Source organism: Mogibacterium kristiansenii (assembly GCF_009695905.1).
Classification (GTDB): Bacteria; Bacillota; Clostridia; order Peptostreptococcales; family Anaerovoracaceae; genus Mogibacterium_A; species Mogibacterium_A kristiansenii.
Genome location: NZ_VUNA01000008.1, coordinates 1 through 15,527 on the forward strand (window position 1 = coordinate 1; position 15,527 = coordinate 15,527).

The window sequence follows — 15,527 nt, forward strand, 5'->3', positions numbered from 1 at the left end:
AAGATGCATACATTCATTTTAAGGATTTATATATGTGGTATCCAGTTGCAGGAACAACGGTACCATATCTCAGGAATTGCGGTACCCGTTTACTGGAACAGTGGTGCAATTCTGGCAGGAATCTTCACCTTTATCATAAATCCTTTAGAATGTAATTATGCATATTTAGGGGCTGCGGTGAATTCTTGGACATTAAGATGCTGGATCATATTATAGTTGCTGGTGAAACCGGCGATATGTTCAGCATGAAATCAGAAGGAATGATGCCATCGTTTCACCGGAAAGACTAGGAAAGATAATGCTTCACATATTCATGTCGAAAGCGATAGAACTGACAATTCAGTTCACAACAATCTTCATTGTTGCATATATTCACTGCAATGGCATCTCGTAATGAGGTGCCGATACATTGCCACACTACTGCCCATTCGTTTGCATTGTTGAACAATTATGGTAATGGTATAATATATATAAATTTAGGAGGTTATATGAGCATTAAAGTAACAAAACACAGTATTGATAAAGAAACTAGAAGCGTTATTTCTGGTCGTTACAAAAGAATAACGAGGGCAATTAATAGAAGCTTTTGGAATAGCGAGAGTGAAACAGAACACAGTATGTATGTTGGATCGTATGGAAGAGGAACAGCTATAAATACTAGTGACTTGGATGTTTTGTTTATCTTGCCTGAAAGTGAGTATAATCATTTTAATTCATTGAACGGAAATGGTCCTTCGAGATTGTTACAAGCTGTTAAGGATGCATTACTTGCTACATATCCACTAACTAAAATAAAAGGTGATGGGCAAATAGTGTCTGTTGATTTTTCAGATGGTATTAGGTTTGAAATCCTCCCGGCGTTTAAAAGAATGAGCTTATGGGGCTGGGACGGAACATATATTTATCCGGATACGCATATGGGTGGGAACTGGTTATCAACTAATCCTCGTGCTGAAATAGATGCCATGAATAAAAAGGATGCTGAAAATAGCACTAACAAGTTACTTACAGCTACTTGTCAGCATATCAGATATATTAGGGATAAATATTTTAGTAGCTATCATTTATCGGGGATTTTGATAGATTCGTTTGTCTATAACCATATTGGTGGATGGCACTTTACTAGACAAGGTGAAGATGCCACAAGGAGCATAAATACATTCGAAGAACATCTGTTAAATGAATATAATAGAGTGTCGTTTAATGGGTTAATTACACCGAATATTTTGGCACCGGGTAGTGGTATGCCGGTCGATGCTTCGAAAGGTTGGGAAGTGTTAGGCAAAATCCTAAGGAAAATGGTATAAAGGGGAAACAGTAATGGATATAACCGAAAATGACTATAAAACAGACGTTAAACATCAGTTAGTTGAAGCGCATGCAAGAGTTGTTTACACATACACGGCTCACCACAAAGATGCAGATTACTTAATAGCGAAAGATAATGTTCTTCGTATTTCTCAGATTATTTTAACAGCTATATCCGCAAGTGGTTTCTTCGCTACAATTATAGGCAATCAAGCGTATCTGTGTATCATCGCAGGCCTTGCTGCAGCAGTATCATTGGGACTGAATCTATATACAAAGGACTTTAAGCCACATTTAGATGCACAGGAACACAAGTCGGCTGCAGACGAGTTATGGCTTGTTAGGGAACAATACATATCGTTGATAACTGATTTGAATGTGTTGGACAATGCTGAGATTATAAAAAGGCGAGAGGCTATACAAAATCTGATTTCGGATATTAATAAAAGGTACAAGGGAACTTCACGAAGGGGTTATAAAAAAGCACAAAAGGCTTTGAAAAAAGAAGAGGAACAGTTCTTTAACGAAGGGGAGGCTGAGCAGATGCTGCCAGCCCATCTTAGAAAGGAATAATAAAATATAATGGAGGATTGTATGGAAACTAATAGTTTCGATATGAAAAAGTATTATGAAAATTATAGCGCGATAAATGATGAGATCTTTCTAGGTAAAGAGATAGTGGCTTTACCCCAAAAGTATTCAGAAAACGAATACTACTATGCAAAGGAAACGATTGAATTTGTTAAATACTGTACTCAATATCAAAAGGATTGTTCGGTGACAATAGCGGAACAGAATGATATCGAAGTGCGTTCATTGCATTCGTTTGATATTTGGCTGCCGATTGTTTGGGTAGCATCAAATGTTTTGCTACCTTTCGCAATTAATATGGTATCGAATTATATTAGTGAACAGAAAAAAGGTCGAGAAGATGAGAAGGCTCAAGTGGAAGTCTCGTTTGTTGTAAGAACGGCTGAAGGAGAAAAAGTATTGAATTACAAAGGCGACGCTGACACTTTTAAGGAAACTTTCGAGAAAATCGATATTAATGAATTGTAGATTAGTATGCTTAATGTATTTTTAAATCACAAAGAGAACCTCCATCAGATTCGCACTATATGTAAAAAACTCAATGATATAAAAGGATGCATTTCTAGCGGCGATTATTTGAATGAAATAATTACAATGAATGATGTAAGCCAGTTGTTTAAAGAGGTTAGAGAAATTGCTGTTTCAAATACAGATGAATGCTTGGCAAATGCACAATATGTATTTAGAGAGTACTTCCTTTTTTTCTTAAAGCTTGCCAATTATTTCCACTTACTAGAAGAGCGAAGATATAGAGAGTCTTGGGATGTTTTACAAGACTGCTTGGATATCGCAAAATTCATCAATAGGTATTCAGATGAGAGATATGATTTGGATGCTATTGTAGTACACTTAAAGAAGTACGAAACTCTTTATCCGTATAGATTATTTTCGAGTAGCGAGTTTATAATTAAAAAATCCCATTGTAGTATATGTGGGAAATCAATGCAAAGCCTAGAATGCAGACATATAAAGGGGAATCTGTACTGGGGAGAACCGGCGATTATGTGTGTTGATGAAATTAAAGAACTACAAGCTATATGTTTAGTGAAGCATCCAGAAGATAAACGATGTGTTTTGGAGGTGCAGGATGATGTTGATGAGGAAGAAAAGTATAAAATGCTAAATACGTTTTTGGGTTATAATTTGCATTTCCTGGATGGCTTTAACATTTCTTCAACCATTCAATTAAAGAAAAAAGATGTAAAAGCAGGTCGGAATGATACTTGCCCTTGTGGTAGTGGTATAAAGTATAAGAAATGTTGTGGAAGAAATTTGTTCTATAGAAATGAACATAATATTGTTAGCCCTACGGGGAGAATTAAACTGTTTAGCTTATAATAGTGATTTTACATGCCTCAGGCAATAACGCCTGGGGCTTTTCTTATACCCAGAAACAAGGAGGTAAACATTATGAGCGAAATCAGTCATAAGATTCTTGCTAATGTAGGAACGATTGCAAAGTATCCTACTGGCTGGACGAAGGAAGTCAATATCATTTCCTGGAATGGTGCTGCAGCTAAGGTAGATGTTCGTGACTGGTCTGAAGATCATGAGCACATGTCTAGAGGTGTCACTCTGACTGCAGATGAGACAAAGAGATTTATCGATGCAGTTCAGGCAAAAGATGCAGTCGGACTTCTGAATGACATGAACGCACCTAGAGTCAATGACTATGAACGATAGGAGGTGTTCGTCATTTACTATTCAGATGAATTAGTTGCAAGGGCCAGAGAGATGGATTTGCTTACCTATCTGAGACTTTATGAGCCAGAAAATCTCGTTAAAGTGCATGGGAATGTCTACTGCACTCGGGAGCACGACATTCTTAAAATCTCAAATGGCAAGTGGATGTGGTGGTCAAGGAACATTGGCGGAGCATCAGCACTCGATTATCTGAATAATCCGGCCTCCGTGTCCCTGCTGTCCGGGGATAGGAAACCGCAAATCCGTTTTTAAGGAAACCACCATTCCGGTAGTGGAAACCTTTATCATAAATCCTTTAGAATGTAATTATGCACCAAGGTGTAAATACATTCAAAGGAGGTCATGACTATGACCAAGTATCGAGAGATTCTCAGACTTAGTAGTCTGGGACTCAGTCAGCAGAGCATTGCCGACAGCTGCAATGTCTCCAAGAAGACGGTCAATCGCGTTTTAAGGCGAGCTAAGGAATTAGATATTTCCTGGCCGCTTGATGAAAGCGATACCGATGCTGTACTTGCAGAAAAGTTTTTCCCTTCTGTAAATCAAATCACATCCAATAAGAGGATGCCTGACTACGCTTACATTCGTAAGGAGTTGCTCCGCAATGGAGTCAGTAAAAAGCTCCTGTGGACTGAATACATGGAGGACTGTCGAGCCAACGGCGACGAGCCGCTCATGTATTCTCAATTCTGCTATCACATCCAGCAGGATGAGCAGAAATGACGTGCTACCATGCACATCAATCGCAAACCCGGTGAGCAGGTTGAAGTTGACTGGGAAGGTGATCCTGCAACAATTATTGACCCGGATACCGGTGAAATTTTAAAGGCTTACATATTTGTAGGTGTAATGACTTACAGCCAGTATGCATTTGTAGAAGCCTTTCTGGATATGAAGCAGAAATCCTGGATTACTGCCCATGTCCATATGTATGAGTTTTTGGCGGTGTTGCCAGAATACTTGTACCGGATAACTGCAAGACAGCAGTTGTCCACAATGGTGGATGGAAAGACCAGCAGATCAATGAAACCTATCAGGAAATGGCTGAACACTATGGCACAGCTATCATCCCTGCCCGTATCAGGACATCAAAGGATAAGCCGAATGCTGAAGGAACGGTAAGAAATATTTCCACCTGGATAACAGTAGCGCTTCTCGGAATGAACAGTTCAATCGAAGGCTCTTTTAAAAGAAAGAGGGCAGCCGGCTGGAATTATTCCTTGAACATGAAAAGCCATTACTTGCGCCATGTCGTGTCGTATGCCCAGTATTCCTTCTCGGATTTGCGTTCACCCTGAAGGCGGAAGAACTTCATCTTCTGTTCCTCGGTGATGCTTTGGAATAATTCACTGGACCTCTGGGAAGAGATATCTTTGCCATACGGATGTCTGTGGAGCCCGGCTCACTTGCTGAACCTGTACAGGGGTTTCTCATCTTCGAGGATCAAATAATATGCTATCGAGAGTATCTGCTTGTATGTATTTTAAAATCCCTCCATAAATGTTTCTTCTTATCACTCTACCATTTGTCGATTACATCGTCGAATAGAATTAGGCAACATTATATCTATCTCTTCTTCTGAAAAAGTCTGTTCCTCTTCTGTTTTCAATGCTTTTTGTGCTGCTGTATAGCTCTTAGCATCCGTTCTAGGCGAATTGCTGTATACTTCTGATGTTCTTTCTTGCAGATCATCTCGCTTATTTCGAATTTCATTTGCATCCAGCATTTCAAAATCTGTTAATAACGACACATACTCTTCTCTTATTTTCCATAATAAATCAGAAGCCTTTTTATGTTCTTGTGCTATTCCAGAAAGGTCAGAATTTTTAATATATGTGTTTAGTATAAACAATGCTAAAGAAACTATTGCTCCTAAAATACTAGCAATCTTATCATCAGAAAATATTGCTACTACAAAGCCACTTGTGGTGAGTGCAGACAATACAATTTGTGCTACTTTTATTCTATCCTCTAATTTTACCGTCCGATTTATAAACTTATCATGGCATGTTTGTGAATATGTAACTCTTCCATATGCCTCCCGAATTTGTGATTCCAATTTATACCCTTGACTATTCCGGGAATTTCGTTCCATAAATCTCTCTCCATTTCTGTTTTGCTGAATATGAATAATTACTGTTTTCATATGATATTGCAGAAACTGCATTATTATATGCTGTTTTTGCTTTTGCATGAAACTCTCCGTTTTTCCATACATAGCGTTGACTTCCTGGTGCAAGCCAGTAATTCTGATTTTCATCCAATTCTTCAAGATATTTGAAAAAATCTCTACTCATAAAATCATAATAAAGATACGATTTATCTTTATATTCCCAATCATTTATAAATTTATAAGCTAACGTATCTATAAGTATTCCACTCATCGGTACATTACATTTCCCTTTCCATGCTCTCGCCATTCTACAAAGACGCTTCAAGTTTTTGTTTGTATCCGTATTTCTACTATTCATTGCATCAATCTCTTTTTTTGGATCCGTTGTTCTCCAACTTCCTCCATTATTAGAGTCAGGATAAGTATAACTTCCATCTGTATTTATAAAAGCAGGTACAATTTCAAAATTGATTCCATCCGAAAAGTTAATCCCTAGTACCTGTCCATCACCCTTTACATATGATGTACTATAAGTCTTTTGCAAAACTCCCTTAACTTCCTGTAACAGTGCTGACTGTCCATTACTTTTGTATGCATTAAATTTTTCATAGGTAGAATATGGCAACTGAACAATAATATCTATATCGCTCGTACATATTTCCGTTCCACGCCCATATGAACCTACATATAAACTGTGTGTTGTTTCCGATGAACTACTCCAATAGTCCAGATTTATTCTTTTCGTTATCTGATGATACCTATATTGAATTGTTGATACGGTATCAGAACTCATTCTCAGATTCGAACAAAATGTTGAAAAATAATCACTTACTGACATACTCTACCTCTTCCTTTCAAATAAAATTATTATATTGTAATTCCATATTGATCAAAAAATCCATATTTGACCAGTTTCAATCATTTTTGTTAAATATTTTTGTTTTACTTTCTCTAAAAACTCTGTAATAGCATCCAGATGATTTTTTAAAAAGCATTGTATATGATTTTCAATGTACTCAATTCTAACATTTGTATCATTTAAATTATTTGGACATCTTTTCATTTTCTCATCAATACTATCAAATCCTTTAAACTGGTTGATTGTATAATCAAGTTGAACAATAAAATAAAAAATCCATAGCCATGCTTCTGTGGTAGAATGTAGGTGCTATATCAACAATCGCCAAAGGAGTCATCACTATGAACCATGTACATTCTACCACAACTGAACACCAAAAGGGAAACATCTTTCTTACGACGAGAAAATTTTGATTCAGCTCCGCTTGAAACCTGGATTCCCGAATAACCCACACTAGCCTTCAGGAATCCAGGAAAGTTGTCCAAACCTTGTCTTGATATTTTGTCTCAAAAAATATATAATATTTGAGACAAAATAAGGAGGTGATTACTTGCAAAGGGATAGCATTACCACTCAAATTTATGAGCGAATCAAAGAAGTTGGCCATGACGAGATTTACATTGTCGGCGATTTTCTGGATTTGGGTGAATATCATGCAGTACGCAAGGCGCTGTTGCGGTTAGATGAAGCTGGAAAAATTCAGAAAATCATGAGGGGCGTTTACTATTACCCACGATACAGTGAATTGATTGATGAATACGAAGCTCCGTCACCGGGCAAGGTTGCGGATACACTGGCGAGAAAGTTTGGCTGGACGATTGCCCCGTGTGCAGATACTGCACTTAATCAGCTTGGTTTGTCAACGCAGGTTACAGCTAAATGGAGTTATATCAGCGATGGTCCCTATCATGAGTTTCAAATCGGAGCCTTTACGATAGAGTTCAGGCATAGAAACAACCGCGAGATATCAGGAATCTCCAGGCAGACAGCTACTGTTATCCAGGCATTGAAAGCCATCGGCAAGAACAATGTCACCGATGCACAGATGGACATTATCAGACGTCGACTTTCGGATGAAGATAAGGCTACGATGCTGAAAGAGGCTCATCAAGTTACTGTATGGGTATACGACTTAATCAAACAGATATGTGAATAAAGGAAGGTGTAAATGAATGTACCAGCTGATAAAACAGCCGGAGGATCAGCTTCGGATTCTGTTTAGAAATACAGCCCAGAAAACTGGCTTGCACGAGGCTATTGTTGAGAAGGATTTTTGGGTCTGCCTTACCTTGGACTATCTTTTTCACAGTTGCCCTTGGAAGGAAGCATTTACATTCAAGGGCGGGACGAGCCTCTCAAAATGTTACGGTCTGATTAAGCGATTTTCCGAGGATATTGACCTGATATTAGATTGGCGTGTATTGGGATATGGATTAAATGAGCCTTGGAAGCAGCGATCTAATACAAAGCAGGACGCTTTCAACAAAGAAGCCAATAGTCGTGCAAAGACCTTTCTGTCTGAACAGCTTCTTCCGGTACTGAAAGAGGATATGAGCAAAATTTTGGGGAAAGAAGCGAGCTTCTATATTCTCCCGGAAGACCCTCAGACGATATGTTTCCAGTATCCGAAGATATTTGAAGATAGTAATACGATGCAAACCATCAGGCTTGAAATAGGGGCATTGGCAGCATGGACGCCATCCGTTGCCAAGACAATTGCTCCTTATGTTGCGGAAGCGTATCCGAAGATTTTTTCAAGGCCTGATACGACAATCCTTACTGCTTCCGCGGAGAGAACTTTCTGGGAAAAAGCGACCATCCTGCATCATGAGGCAAATCGCCCTGAGAATCTGTCCATGCCGGGAAGATACTCCCGTCATTATTATGACCTTTATTGCATTGCACATTCTGACATCAAAGAATCTGCGTATAGCAATATTGCGCTTTTGAAGCGTGTGACGGATTTCAAAATGAAATTTTATCCGCGGAAATGGGCGCATTATGAGCTTGCAGTACCAGGTACGCTGAAACTCTTGCCGCCGGAGTATCGTATGGAGGATTTACAGAAAGACTACAATAGTATGAAAAATATGCTGTTTGGCGAGTATCCGGATTTCCAAACACTTATGAAATTCATAGGTAACTTAGAGAAAGAAATCAATTCGCTGACCAAGTTATGAATGTCAACTAGAAAGTGAGCCACGTGCTCGTTTGATTTTGAGCCACTTGTGCTCCTTTGAAAAATGCAAACTCGCTTGAAAAAGTTGCGAAAACGCAAAAAACTCCCTTGAAAAAGTTGCGACTTCCATAAAAACTCCCTTGAAAAAGTTGCTCAATTCGCGATTTTGCGAAAAAGAATTACAAGCATGTCGTATATTTGAACTTCTTCGAGAACCCGGATTACTGTTCCGTTTTTGAAGGATCGTTGGAAATCGATAATATTACGATGCTCCTCTCTGCGTTGCTTGGGAGTGAAGCGGTATTTGAACCGGGGAACACCATTCTTGTATTGGATGAGATTCAGGAATGCCCGGACGCAAGAACTGCATTGAAGTTCTTCCATTTGGATGGTCGCTACGATGTAATCGGAACAGGGTCTCTGTTAGGGGTAAGAGGTTACGGAAAAGAACCAAAGTCAATCCCGGTAGGATACGAAACAACCATAGACATGAGCCCGTTGGATTTTGAAGAATTTTTGTGGGCGAATGGAATCTCGGAAGTTGTCATTGACTCGCTGCGAAAGAATATTCGCGGAGTCACTCCGGTTCCGGCGGCGCTTCATAAAAAAATGCGTCAGCTGCTTTTGCAATATACGGTTGTGGGCGGTATGCCGGAAGTGGTGCAGACCTTTGTTGACACCAAGCGATTGGATGAAGTGCTGAACATGCAGCGGGACATTGTTCGCTCCTACGAAGACGATATGATAAAGTATGCGAATCAAAAGGACAAGTCCCACATACTCGAGTGTTTTCAATCCATCCCGAAACAGTTGAGCAAGGAAAACAAGAAGTTTCAATATTCCGTCGTAAAAAAAGGTTCTACCGCATCCAAATATGCCGGAAGTCTGCAGTGGATTGAAGATGCGGGAATTATATCTCGATGCTACAACCTCACTGCTACTGAGTTGCCTCTGGATGGCAATGCGCAGGACGATGTCTTTAAAGTGTATATGAGGGACTGCGGACTTTTCATCAGCATGTTGGAAGATGGAACTCAATTTGATGTCCTGCAAGGGAACCTCGCTCGATATAAAGGGGCGATTTTTGAAAACCTCATTGCAGATATGTTCACCAAGATGGGGCGAAAGCTGTACTATTTTCACAAGAATTCCGGATTGGAAGTGGATTTTGTAATTCGATATAAAGGGGCGTGCACGTTGGTGGAAGTAAAAGCTTCCTCCGGAAATACGAAAAGCACGAAGACAATCCTGGCGCATCCGGAAAAATATCATGTAAATTCGGCCATTAAGTTGGGCGATTATAATGTTGGCAAGAGCGGTGAAATTCTTACCCTTCCGCTCTACATGGCATTTCTTCTTACAGAAGTATAGATTTATCCAGATTTTGCTTCGTGATGTGTCTATTCCGATACCAGGTGCAAGTGCACCGGTTTTCGGAATGGAGGGTGCCTTATGGAAATTAAACGTGATGTTTATCTGGATAAGTTGATCCGGAAAAAGAAAAATGGACTGATAAAAGTAGTGACGGGTGTAAAAAGATGCGGGAAATCATATCTGCTGTTTCATCTTTTTCATGATCATCTGTGTTCCGTGGACGAGGAGACGAGATTCGCGTCTATCCTTTAAGCTTTTCCGAATACGTTTCTGTATACCAGGGCTCACAGGATGAAGCGTGGGATGACTATCTTGTTTATGGTGGTCTGCCGCTCATCTTAACAATGGAAGAAGCCGAGGACAAGGCAGAATATCTTAATTCACTATTTCAGAAGGTTTATATCTCAGATATCGTTGAGCGCTGGCAAAGTACTATTTTGAAGATGTAGGACTAAGAAATGCGAGACTAGGCTTCCGTCAGATTGAAGAAACGCATTTGATGGAGAATATTATCTACAATGAACTAAGGGTTCGAGGATATCATGTGGATGTCGGTGTGGTGGAATATTATGAAACCAAGGCCGACGGAAAACGTGGAAAGAAGCAGTTGGAGGTGGATTTCGTTGCCACAAAAGGAAGCGAGAAGTATTATATTCAATCTGCTTTTGCACTTCCGACCGCAGATAAAGTAAATCAGGAACAACGAGGGCTTTTGCGGATTTCAGATTTCTTCAGAAAAATTGTTGTTGTTGGGGATAATATTAAAGTGCGCCGAGATGAAAACGGAATTATTACAATCGGACTGAGGAATTTTCTGCTGGACGAAAACAGTCTGAAACTGTAATCAACAAATTTATAGAGCATATCATTTCAGGGCATACGCTTTTGAGAGCGGTCGCGTTGCTTTGGATAAAATAAACCTTCAAGAACTTCAACCGTTTGATTGTCTTCCAATGGCCAAGAGATATCTAATTCTTGCGCTCGTTTTAAGACCTTTGCTACGGTATTTCTTGAACACGGAACACTCAATGCTATGTTCCGGTTACTAAATCCCAAGCTTGATAATCTTAGGATTTCACGATATTTGGTCATAATGGTGACCTCCTGTATAATAGATTTACACAATAATTGTGCATAATTCTATTATAAAACAAGTGGCTCATTGTGACCGGAATTATGGCTCATAGTAAAACGGAATTGTGGCTCACTCGCACCGGACAGGTGGCTCATTTGGGCACGGATTATTCATAAAGTGTATATGAGGGACTGCGGGCTCTACAGACTTCTTTCATTGATATATGCATACTTTTGTGATTTGTATTGCATTTTTCAGTCTTTTAAATATAATAAAAGTGTGATTTATAACACGAAATTACCAATAAAAGTGTGAAGAGGCGCATCTATGGAACGATTGATTATAAAAAAACTGCTGGACTGGAAGAACTCTCCCTACCGCAAACCTTTAATCTTGAAAGGTGTCCGGCAGGTGGGAAAAACTTGGGTTTTGAAGGAATTCGGCAAGCGGTATTATGAAAATACCGCCTATTTTAACTTTGATGAAAATGAAGAATACAAACAATTCTTCGAGACCACTAAAGATGTTGATCGCATCCTGCAGAACCTAATGCTGGCCAGCGGGCAGAAGCTTGTGCCGGAAAAGACCCTCATCATCTTCGATGAGGTGCAGGACTGCCCTAAGGTTATCAACTCCATGAAGTATTTCTGCGAGAATGCACCGCAGTATCATATTGCTTGCGCGGGTTCATTGCTGGGTATTGCTCTGGCAAAGCCATCTTCTTTCCCGGTGGGAAAGGTTAACTTCATGCAGATTGATCCGATGACCTTTACAGAGTTCTTATTGGCGAACGGGGATGAGAATTTGGTTAAGTATCTGGAAATGGTAGATACCCTTGAACCAATCCCCGATGCATTCTTCAATCCGCTGTATGAGAAATTAAAGATGTACTATGTCACCGGAGGAATGCCGGAATCTGTTAAGATGTGGACAGAAGCGCGAGATGTTGCTGCCATGCAGGAGGCATTGGCCGGTATCATCGGAGCCTATGAACGTGATTTTGCAAAACATCCCAACATCAACGAGTTCCCAAAGATTTCGATGATCTGGAAATCCATTCCCTCTCAGCTGGCAAGGGAGAACAAGAAGTTCATTTACAGGGTTGTCAAAGAAGGAGCCAGGGCCCGTGAATACGAAGACGCTCTGCAGTGGTTGGTAGATGCCCGCTTGGTGCATAAGATTTACCGCAGCTCAGCGCCCGGTCTTCCGGTGTCAGCTTATGATGACTTGTCTGCCTTTAAGATCTACTTGGTAGATGTCGGTCTTCTTCGCCGTCTTGCACAGTTGGCACCGACTGCTTTCGGGGAGGGAAACCGTCTATTCACTGAATTTAAGGGGGCATTGACCGAGAACTTTGTGCTTCAAACCTTAATCACACAGTTTGAGGTAGTTCCTCGGTACTGGAGCCAAAGTAATCCGCCGTATGAAGTGGATTTCCTCATTCAACGGGAAAATGATATTTTCCCTGTTGAGGTCAAATCGGAAGCCAACACATCCAGCAAGAGCCTGAAGAAATTTAAAGAGTTGTTCCCGGACAAAGTAAAACTTCGCATCCGGTTCTCTCTTAATAATCTCAAATTGGATGATGATGTGCTGAACATTCCGCTGTTCATGGCCGACCAGACAGATCGATTGATTGGGTTGGCGTTGGAATAACTGCAATCCTTCATTGCCCTCAAAACTCCTTTGAAAAAGCTGCACCTACGCAAAACGCCCCGGGATCCGTCGTCGGACGAACCCTCGGGGCGTTTCGTTATTTTATACCTTATAGAATTCTTTATACCACTCGGCGAACTTTCTCAGTCCGTCTCTCAGGTCGGTGTTCGGCTTGAAGCCGTAGTCCCGTTCCAGCGCACCGGTGTCCGCATAGGTCACCGGAACATCTCCCGGCTGCATCGGCACCAGCTTTTTATGAGCCTCGAAATCATAGTCGGCCGGAAGAACCTCTGCGCGAATCAGTTCCTCCTGAAGGATGGTCACGAAATCCAACAGGTTTTCCGGATTGCTGTTTCCGATGTTGTATACGGCATATGGCGGAATCGGAAGCCCGTCCTCACCGACAGCTTTCTCCGGCGCACCCTTCATCACGCGCTTCACGCCTTCCACGATATCGTCCACGAAAGTGAAGTCCCGCTTGCAGTTTCCGTAGTTGAAAATCTGAATGGTTTCGCCCTTCCGCAGCTTATTGGTAAAACCAAAATACGCCATGTCCGGTCGTCCGGCCGGTCCGTATACGGTGAAGAACCGGAGACCGGTAGACGGAATATTATACAGCTTGCTGTAGGCATGAGCCAGCAGTTCATTGCTCTTCTTTGTAGCCGCGTAGAGGGAAACCGGGTTGTCCACCTTGTCTTCGGTGCTGTACGGCACTTTTTTGTTGGAGCCGTATACCGAAGAAGAGGAGGCGTATACCAGATGTTCCACCGCCGGTTCGGCATGCCGGCAGGCTTCCAGAATATTATAGAAACCAATCAAGTTACTCTGAATGTATGCATCCGGATTGGTGATGGAATATCTTACGCCCGCCTGCGCTGCGAGGTTTACAACGACCGTCGGCTTGTAATCCGCAAAGAGGCAATCGATTACAGCGCGGTCCGCCAGATCTCCCTTGATAAAATGATAGGAACAGCTGCTCTCGGCAGCGGCTTTTTCAATTTCCGAAAGCCGCCACTCCTTGATGCTTACATCGTAATAATCGTTTACGTTATCCAGCCCGATGATGGTGGCTTCCGACTCGGACTTCAGCAGCTCCAGCACCAGGTTCGAACCGATGAAACCGGCGGAACCGGTCACGAGAATTGTTTTTCCGGTAAGATCGATATTCTGCATGTTCGCCCCCCCCTTAGTCTCTCTGGAAAATATCTCGAGTATATACCTTCTCCACGACATCGTCCAGGCATTCATCGTACCGGTTGGCGATGATGGCGTGGGACTTGTTTTTGAACCGTTTCAGGTTGTTCACCACCTTGCTTCCGTAGAAAGTGGTTCCGTCTTCCAGGGTTGGCTCGTAGATAATCACGTTGGCGCCCTTGGCCTTGATTCGCTTCATAACGCCCTGAATGGAAGACTGCCGGAAGTTATCCGAGTTGCTCTTCATGGTCAGGCGGTACACACCGATGGTGACGTTCTTCTCTGCATCGTGTTCCGCATCGTATTCGCTGTTCGCACCGTATGCACCCGCCATCTCCAGCACCTGGTCCGCGATGAAATCCTTCCGGGTCCGGTTGGATTCCACGATGGCCGTCATCATTTCCTGGGGCACATCCGCGTAGTTGGCCAGCAGCTGCTTGGTGTCCTTTGGCAGGCAGTAGCCGCCGTAGCCGAAGGACGGGTTGTTGTAGTGGTCGCCGATGCGGGGATCGAGGCACACACCCTTGATGATTTCCTGAGTGCTCAGGCCCTTCATCTCCGCGTAGGTGTCCAGTTCGTTGAAGTAGGAAACCCGCAGGGCCAGGTAGGTGTTGGCGAAGAGTTTTACCGCCTCTGCCTCCGTAAAGCCCATGAACAGGGTATCGATGTTCTCCTTAATGGCGCCCTGCTGCAGGAGGGTGGCAAAGGTCCGGGCCTTCTCCTTGCTGTCCTCATCGCAGGAAACGATGATGCGGGAAGGGTACAGATTGTCGTACAGCGCCTTGGATTCTCGCAGGAACTCCGGGCTGAAAATGATGTTTTTGGTGTGGTACTTCTCCCGAACGGAGGCGGTGAATCCCACCGGAATGGTGGACTTGATGATCATCGTGGCATCCGGGTTCACCTTCAGAACCAGCTCGATGACCGCTTCCACGGCGGAGCAGTCGAAGAAATTCTTCTTGCTGTCGTAGTTGGTCGGGGTGGCGATGATGACGTATTCCGCGTTTCGGTACGCCTCCTCTCCGTCCAGGGTGGCGGTGATATCCAGGTCTTTGTGGGCCAGGTAATCCTCGATGTAATCGTCCTGAATGGTGGATTCCCGGCGGTTGATTTTGTCCACCCGTTCCTCCAAAATGTCCACGCAGGTGACCGGATTGTGCTGCGCCAGCAGGGTGGCTATGCTGAGCCCCACGTAACCCGTGCCCGCAACGGCAATCTTGTACTTCCGGTCTGCTTTTACATGAGCCCCATGATCCTCCGCAAAAACATCCGTCGGGTCGAACTCCAGCGCCTCCGCCAGATTCTGCAGCTGCTTGATGGAAGGCACGTAGTTGTGGTTCTCCATATGGCTGATCATGGTTCGGTTCATGCCGCACTTCTCCGCCAGATCCTTCTTCGTCATCCCCAAAGCCTCCCGCCGGGCCTGAACGGTGGAAATGAGCTTGTCCATGGATAATTTCTTCATATCGATTCC

General features: G+C 42.4%; 19 protein-coding genes and 1 pseudogene. 14 read left to right on the top strand and 6 right to left on the bottom strand.

Annotation, left to right across the window (positions count from 1 at the left end; translation table 11 throughout):
* From FYJ65_RS09495 to FYJ65_RS09845, 9 genes are all read left to right on the top strand, one after another.
* Positions 1-216: hypothetical protein (locus tag FYJ65_RS09495; RefSeq protein WP_206157314.1), on the top strand; the 216-nt coding region annotated here is incomplete at its 5' end.
* Positions 198-290, top strand: coding sequence for a hypothetical protein (locus FYJ65_RS09995; RefSeq protein ID WP_416388863.1), 93 nt, complete (start codon positions 198-200; stop codon positions 288-290). The genes FYJ65_RS09495 and FYJ65_RS09995, both read left to right, overlap by 19 nt.
* Positions 291-488: 198 nt before the next feature.
* Positions 489-1,307 (top strand): SMODS domain-containing nucleotidyltransferase, encoded by an 819-nt coding sequence (locus tag FYJ65_RS04985; RefSeq protein WP_154554260.1) that lies wholly within the window; start codon positions 489-491, stop codon positions 1,305-1,307.
* Between the two features lie 13 nt (positions 1,308-1,320).
* The gene (locus FYJ65_RS04990) at positions 1,321-1,881 is read left to right on the top strand and encodes an SLATT domain-containing protein (protein WP_154554261.1); all 561 of its coding nucleotides are present in this window, start codon (positions 1,321-1,323) and stop codon (positions 1,879-1,881) included.
* A gap of 21 nt (positions 1,882-1,902) precedes the next feature.
* Positions 1,903-2,367 carry a hypothetical protein gene (locus FYJ65_RS04995; RefSeq protein WP_154554262.1) on the top strand — a complete coding sequence of 155 codons (465 nt, stop codon included), beginning with the start codon at positions 1,903-1,905 and terminating at the stop codon, positions 2,365-2,367.
* Positions 2,368-2,373: 6 nt separating this feature from the next.
* Complete coding sequence (locus FYJ65_RS09670) at positions 2,374-3,237, top strand: SEC-C metal-binding domain-containing protein (RefSeq protein WP_154554263.1); 864 nt, start codon at positions 2,374-2,376, stop codon at positions 3,235-3,237.
* 72 nt (positions 3,238-3,309) lie between these two features.
* The gene (locus FYJ65_RS05005) at positions 3,310-3,582 is read left to right on the top strand and encodes a YdbC family protein (protein ID WP_154554264.1); all 273 of its coding nucleotides are present in this window, start codon (positions 3,310-3,312) and stop codon (positions 3,580-3,582) included.
* Between the two features lie 369 nt (positions 3,583-3,951).
* A complete protein-coding gene (locus tag FYJ65_RS09840) occupies positions 3,952-4,326 on the top strand; it encodes a sigma factor-like helix-turn-helix DNA-binding protein (protein WP_331469432.1) in 375 nt (124 codons plus the stop codon).
* 9 nt (positions 4,327-4,335) lie between these two features.
* On the top strand, positions 4,336-4,725 hold the full coding sequence (locus FYJ65_RS09845) for a hypothetical protein (protein ID WP_331469433.1): 390 nt from the start codon (positions 4,336-4,338) through the stop codon (positions 4,723-4,725).
* Between the two features lie 127 nt (positions 4,726-4,852).
* Here FYJ65_RS09845 and FYJ65_RS10040 read toward each other — a convergent pair.
* From FYJ65_RS10040 to FYJ65_RS05020, 3 genes and pseudogenes are all read right to left on the bottom strand, one after another.
* Positions 4,853-5,080, bottom strand: a pseudogene (locus tag FYJ65_RS10040) (IS1634 family transposase); the annotation flags it as partial.
* A 36-nt stretch (positions 5,081-5,116) separates the two neighbouring features.
* Positions 5,117-5,698: an SLATT domain-containing protein gene (locus FYJ65_RS05015; RefSeq protein ID WP_154554346.1), complete on the bottom strand. Its 582-nt coding sequence runs from the start codon at positions 5,696-5,698 to the stop codon at positions 5,117-5,119.
* Positions 5,676-6,554: an SMODS domain-containing nucleotidyltransferase gene (locus tag FYJ65_RS05020; RefSeq protein ID WP_154554265.1), complete on the bottom strand. Its 879-nt coding sequence runs from the start codon at positions 6,552-6,554 to the stop codon at positions 5,676-5,678. Before FYJ65_RS05020 ends, FYJ65_RS05015 begins: the two co-directional genes overlap by 23 nt.
* 571 nt (positions 6,555-7,125) lie before the next feature.
* Here FYJ65_RS05020 and FYJ65_RS05025 point away from each other — a divergent pair.
* The 4 genes from FYJ65_RS05025 (at position 7,126) to FYJ65_RS09850 (ending at position 10,972) form a co-directional block, all read left to right on the top strand.
* Entirely contained in the window at positions 7,126-7,731 is a 606-nt protein-coding gene (locus FYJ65_RS05025; RefSeq protein ID WP_154554266.1) for a DUF6088 family protein, read from the top strand.
* Between the two features lie 16 nt (positions 7,732-7,747).
* Entirely contained in the window at positions 7,748-8,755 is a 1,008-nt protein-coding gene (locus FYJ65_RS05030) for a nucleotidyl transferase AbiEii/AbiGii toxin family protein (RefSeq protein ID WP_154554267.1), read from the top strand.
* Positions 8,756-8,910: 155 nt separating this feature from the next.
* Complete coding sequence (locus FYJ65_RS09795; RefSeq protein ID WP_328603040.1) at positions 8,911-10,125, top strand: ATP-binding protein; 1,215 nt, start codon at positions 8,911-8,913, stop codon at positions 10,123-10,125.
* Between the two features lie 484 nt (positions 10,126-10,609).
* Entirely contained in the window at positions 10,610-10,972 is a 363-nt protein-coding gene (locus FYJ65_RS09850) for an ATP-binding protein (RefSeq protein WP_288823434.1), read from the top strand.
* Between the two features lie 26 nt (positions 10,973-10,998).
* Here the strand turns inward: FYJ65_RS09850 and FYJ65_RS05045 are convergent, their stop codons facing one another.
* Complete coding sequence (locus tag FYJ65_RS05045) at positions 10,999-11,220, bottom strand: transposase (protein WP_154554269.1); 222 nt, start codon at positions 11,218-11,220, stop codon at positions 10,999-11,001.
* Between the two features lie 310 nt (positions 11,221-11,530).
* On the opposite strand from FYJ65_RS05045, the gene FYJ65_RS05050 reads away from it, so the two are divergent.
* On the top strand, positions 11,531-12,859 hold the full coding sequence (locus FYJ65_RS05050; protein WP_154554270.1) for an ATP-binding protein: 1,329 nt from the start codon (positions 11,531-11,533) through the stop codon (positions 12,857-12,859).
* 102 nt (positions 12,860-12,961) lie between these two features.
* Here FYJ65_RS05050 and FYJ65_RS05055 read toward each other — a convergent pair whose 3' ends face one another.
* The gene (locus FYJ65_RS05055; RefSeq protein WP_154554271.1) at positions 12,962-14,032 is read right to left on the bottom strand and encodes an NAD-dependent epimerase/dehydratase family protein; all 1,071 of its coding nucleotides are present in this window, start codon (positions 14,030-14,032) and stop codon (positions 12,962-12,964) included.
* Positions 14,033-14,045: 13 nt separating this feature from the next.
* Positions 14,046-15,518, bottom strand: a complete 1,473-nt coding sequence (locus FYJ65_RS05060; RefSeq protein ID WP_154554272.1) for a nucleotide sugar dehydrogenase — start codon at positions 15,516-15,518, stop codon at positions 14,046-14,048.
* Between the last annotated feature and the right edge of the window lie 9 nt (positions 15,519-15,527).

What these genes read in the sequence shown, in the direction of transcription:
- FYJ65_RS04990 (WP_154554261.1), top strand. Translation starts at nt 1,321, where the DNA reads ATGGATATAACCGAAAATGACTATAAAACAGACGTTAAACATCAGTTA.
- FYJ65_RS09995 (WP_416388863.1), top strand. Translation starts at nt 198, where the DNA reads ATGCTGGATCATATTATAGTTGCTGGTGAAACCGGCGATATGTTCAGC.
- FYJ65_RS09845 (WP_331469433.1), top strand. Translation starts at nt 4,336, where the DNA reads ATGCACATCAATCGCAAACCCGGTGAGCAGGTTGAAGTTGACTGGGAA.
- FYJ65_RS05015 (WP_154554346.1), bottom strand. Translation starts at nt 5,698, where the DNA reads ATGGAACGAAATTCCCGGAATAGTCAAGGGTATAAATTGGAATCACAA.
- FYJ65_RS04985 (WP_154554260.1), top strand. Translation starts at nt 489, where the DNA reads ATGAGCATTAAAGTAACAAAACACAGTATTGATAAAGAAACTAGAAGC.
- FYJ65_RS05050 (WP_154554270.1), top strand. Translation starts at nt 11,531, where the DNA reads ATGGAACGATTGATTATAAAAAAACTGCTGGACTGGAAGAACTCTCCC.
- FYJ65_RS05045 (WP_154554269.1), bottom strand. Translation starts at nt 11,220, where the DNA reads ATGACCAAATATCGTGAAATCCTAAGATTATCAAGCTTGGGATTTAGT.
- FYJ65_RS05060 (WP_154554272.1), bottom strand. Translation starts at nt 15,518, where the DNA reads ATGAAGAAATTATCCATGGACAAGCTCATTTCCACCGTTCAGGCCCGG.
- FYJ65_RS05020 (WP_154554265.1), bottom strand. Translation starts at nt 6,554, where the DNA reads ATGTCAGTAAGTGATTATTTTTCAACATTTTGTTCGAATCTGAGAATG.
- FYJ65_RS04995 (WP_154554262.1), top strand. Translation starts at nt 1,903, where the DNA reads ATGGAAACTAATAGTTTCGATATGAAAAAGTATTATGAAAATTATAGC.
- FYJ65_RS05005 (WP_154554264.1), top strand. Translation starts at nt 3,310, where the DNA reads ATGAGCGAAATCAGTCATAAGATTCTTGCTAATGTAGGAACGATTGCA.
- FYJ65_RS05030 (WP_154554267.1), top strand. Translation starts at nt 7,748, where the DNA reads ATGTACCAGCTGATAAAACAGCCGGAGGATCAGCTTCGGATTCTGTTT.
- FYJ65_RS05055 (WP_154554271.1), bottom strand. Translation starts at nt 14,032, where the DNA reads ATGCAGAATATCGATCTTACCGGAAAAACAATTCTCGTGACCGGTTCC.
- FYJ65_RS09840 (WP_331469432.1), top strand. Translation starts at nt 3,952, where the DNA reads ATGACCAAGTATCGAGAGATTCTCAGACTTAGTAGTCTGGGACTCAGT.
- FYJ65_RS09670 (WP_154554263.1), top strand. Translation starts at nt 2,374, where the DNA reads ATGCTTAATGTATTTTTAAATCACAAAGAGAACCTCCATCAGATTCGC.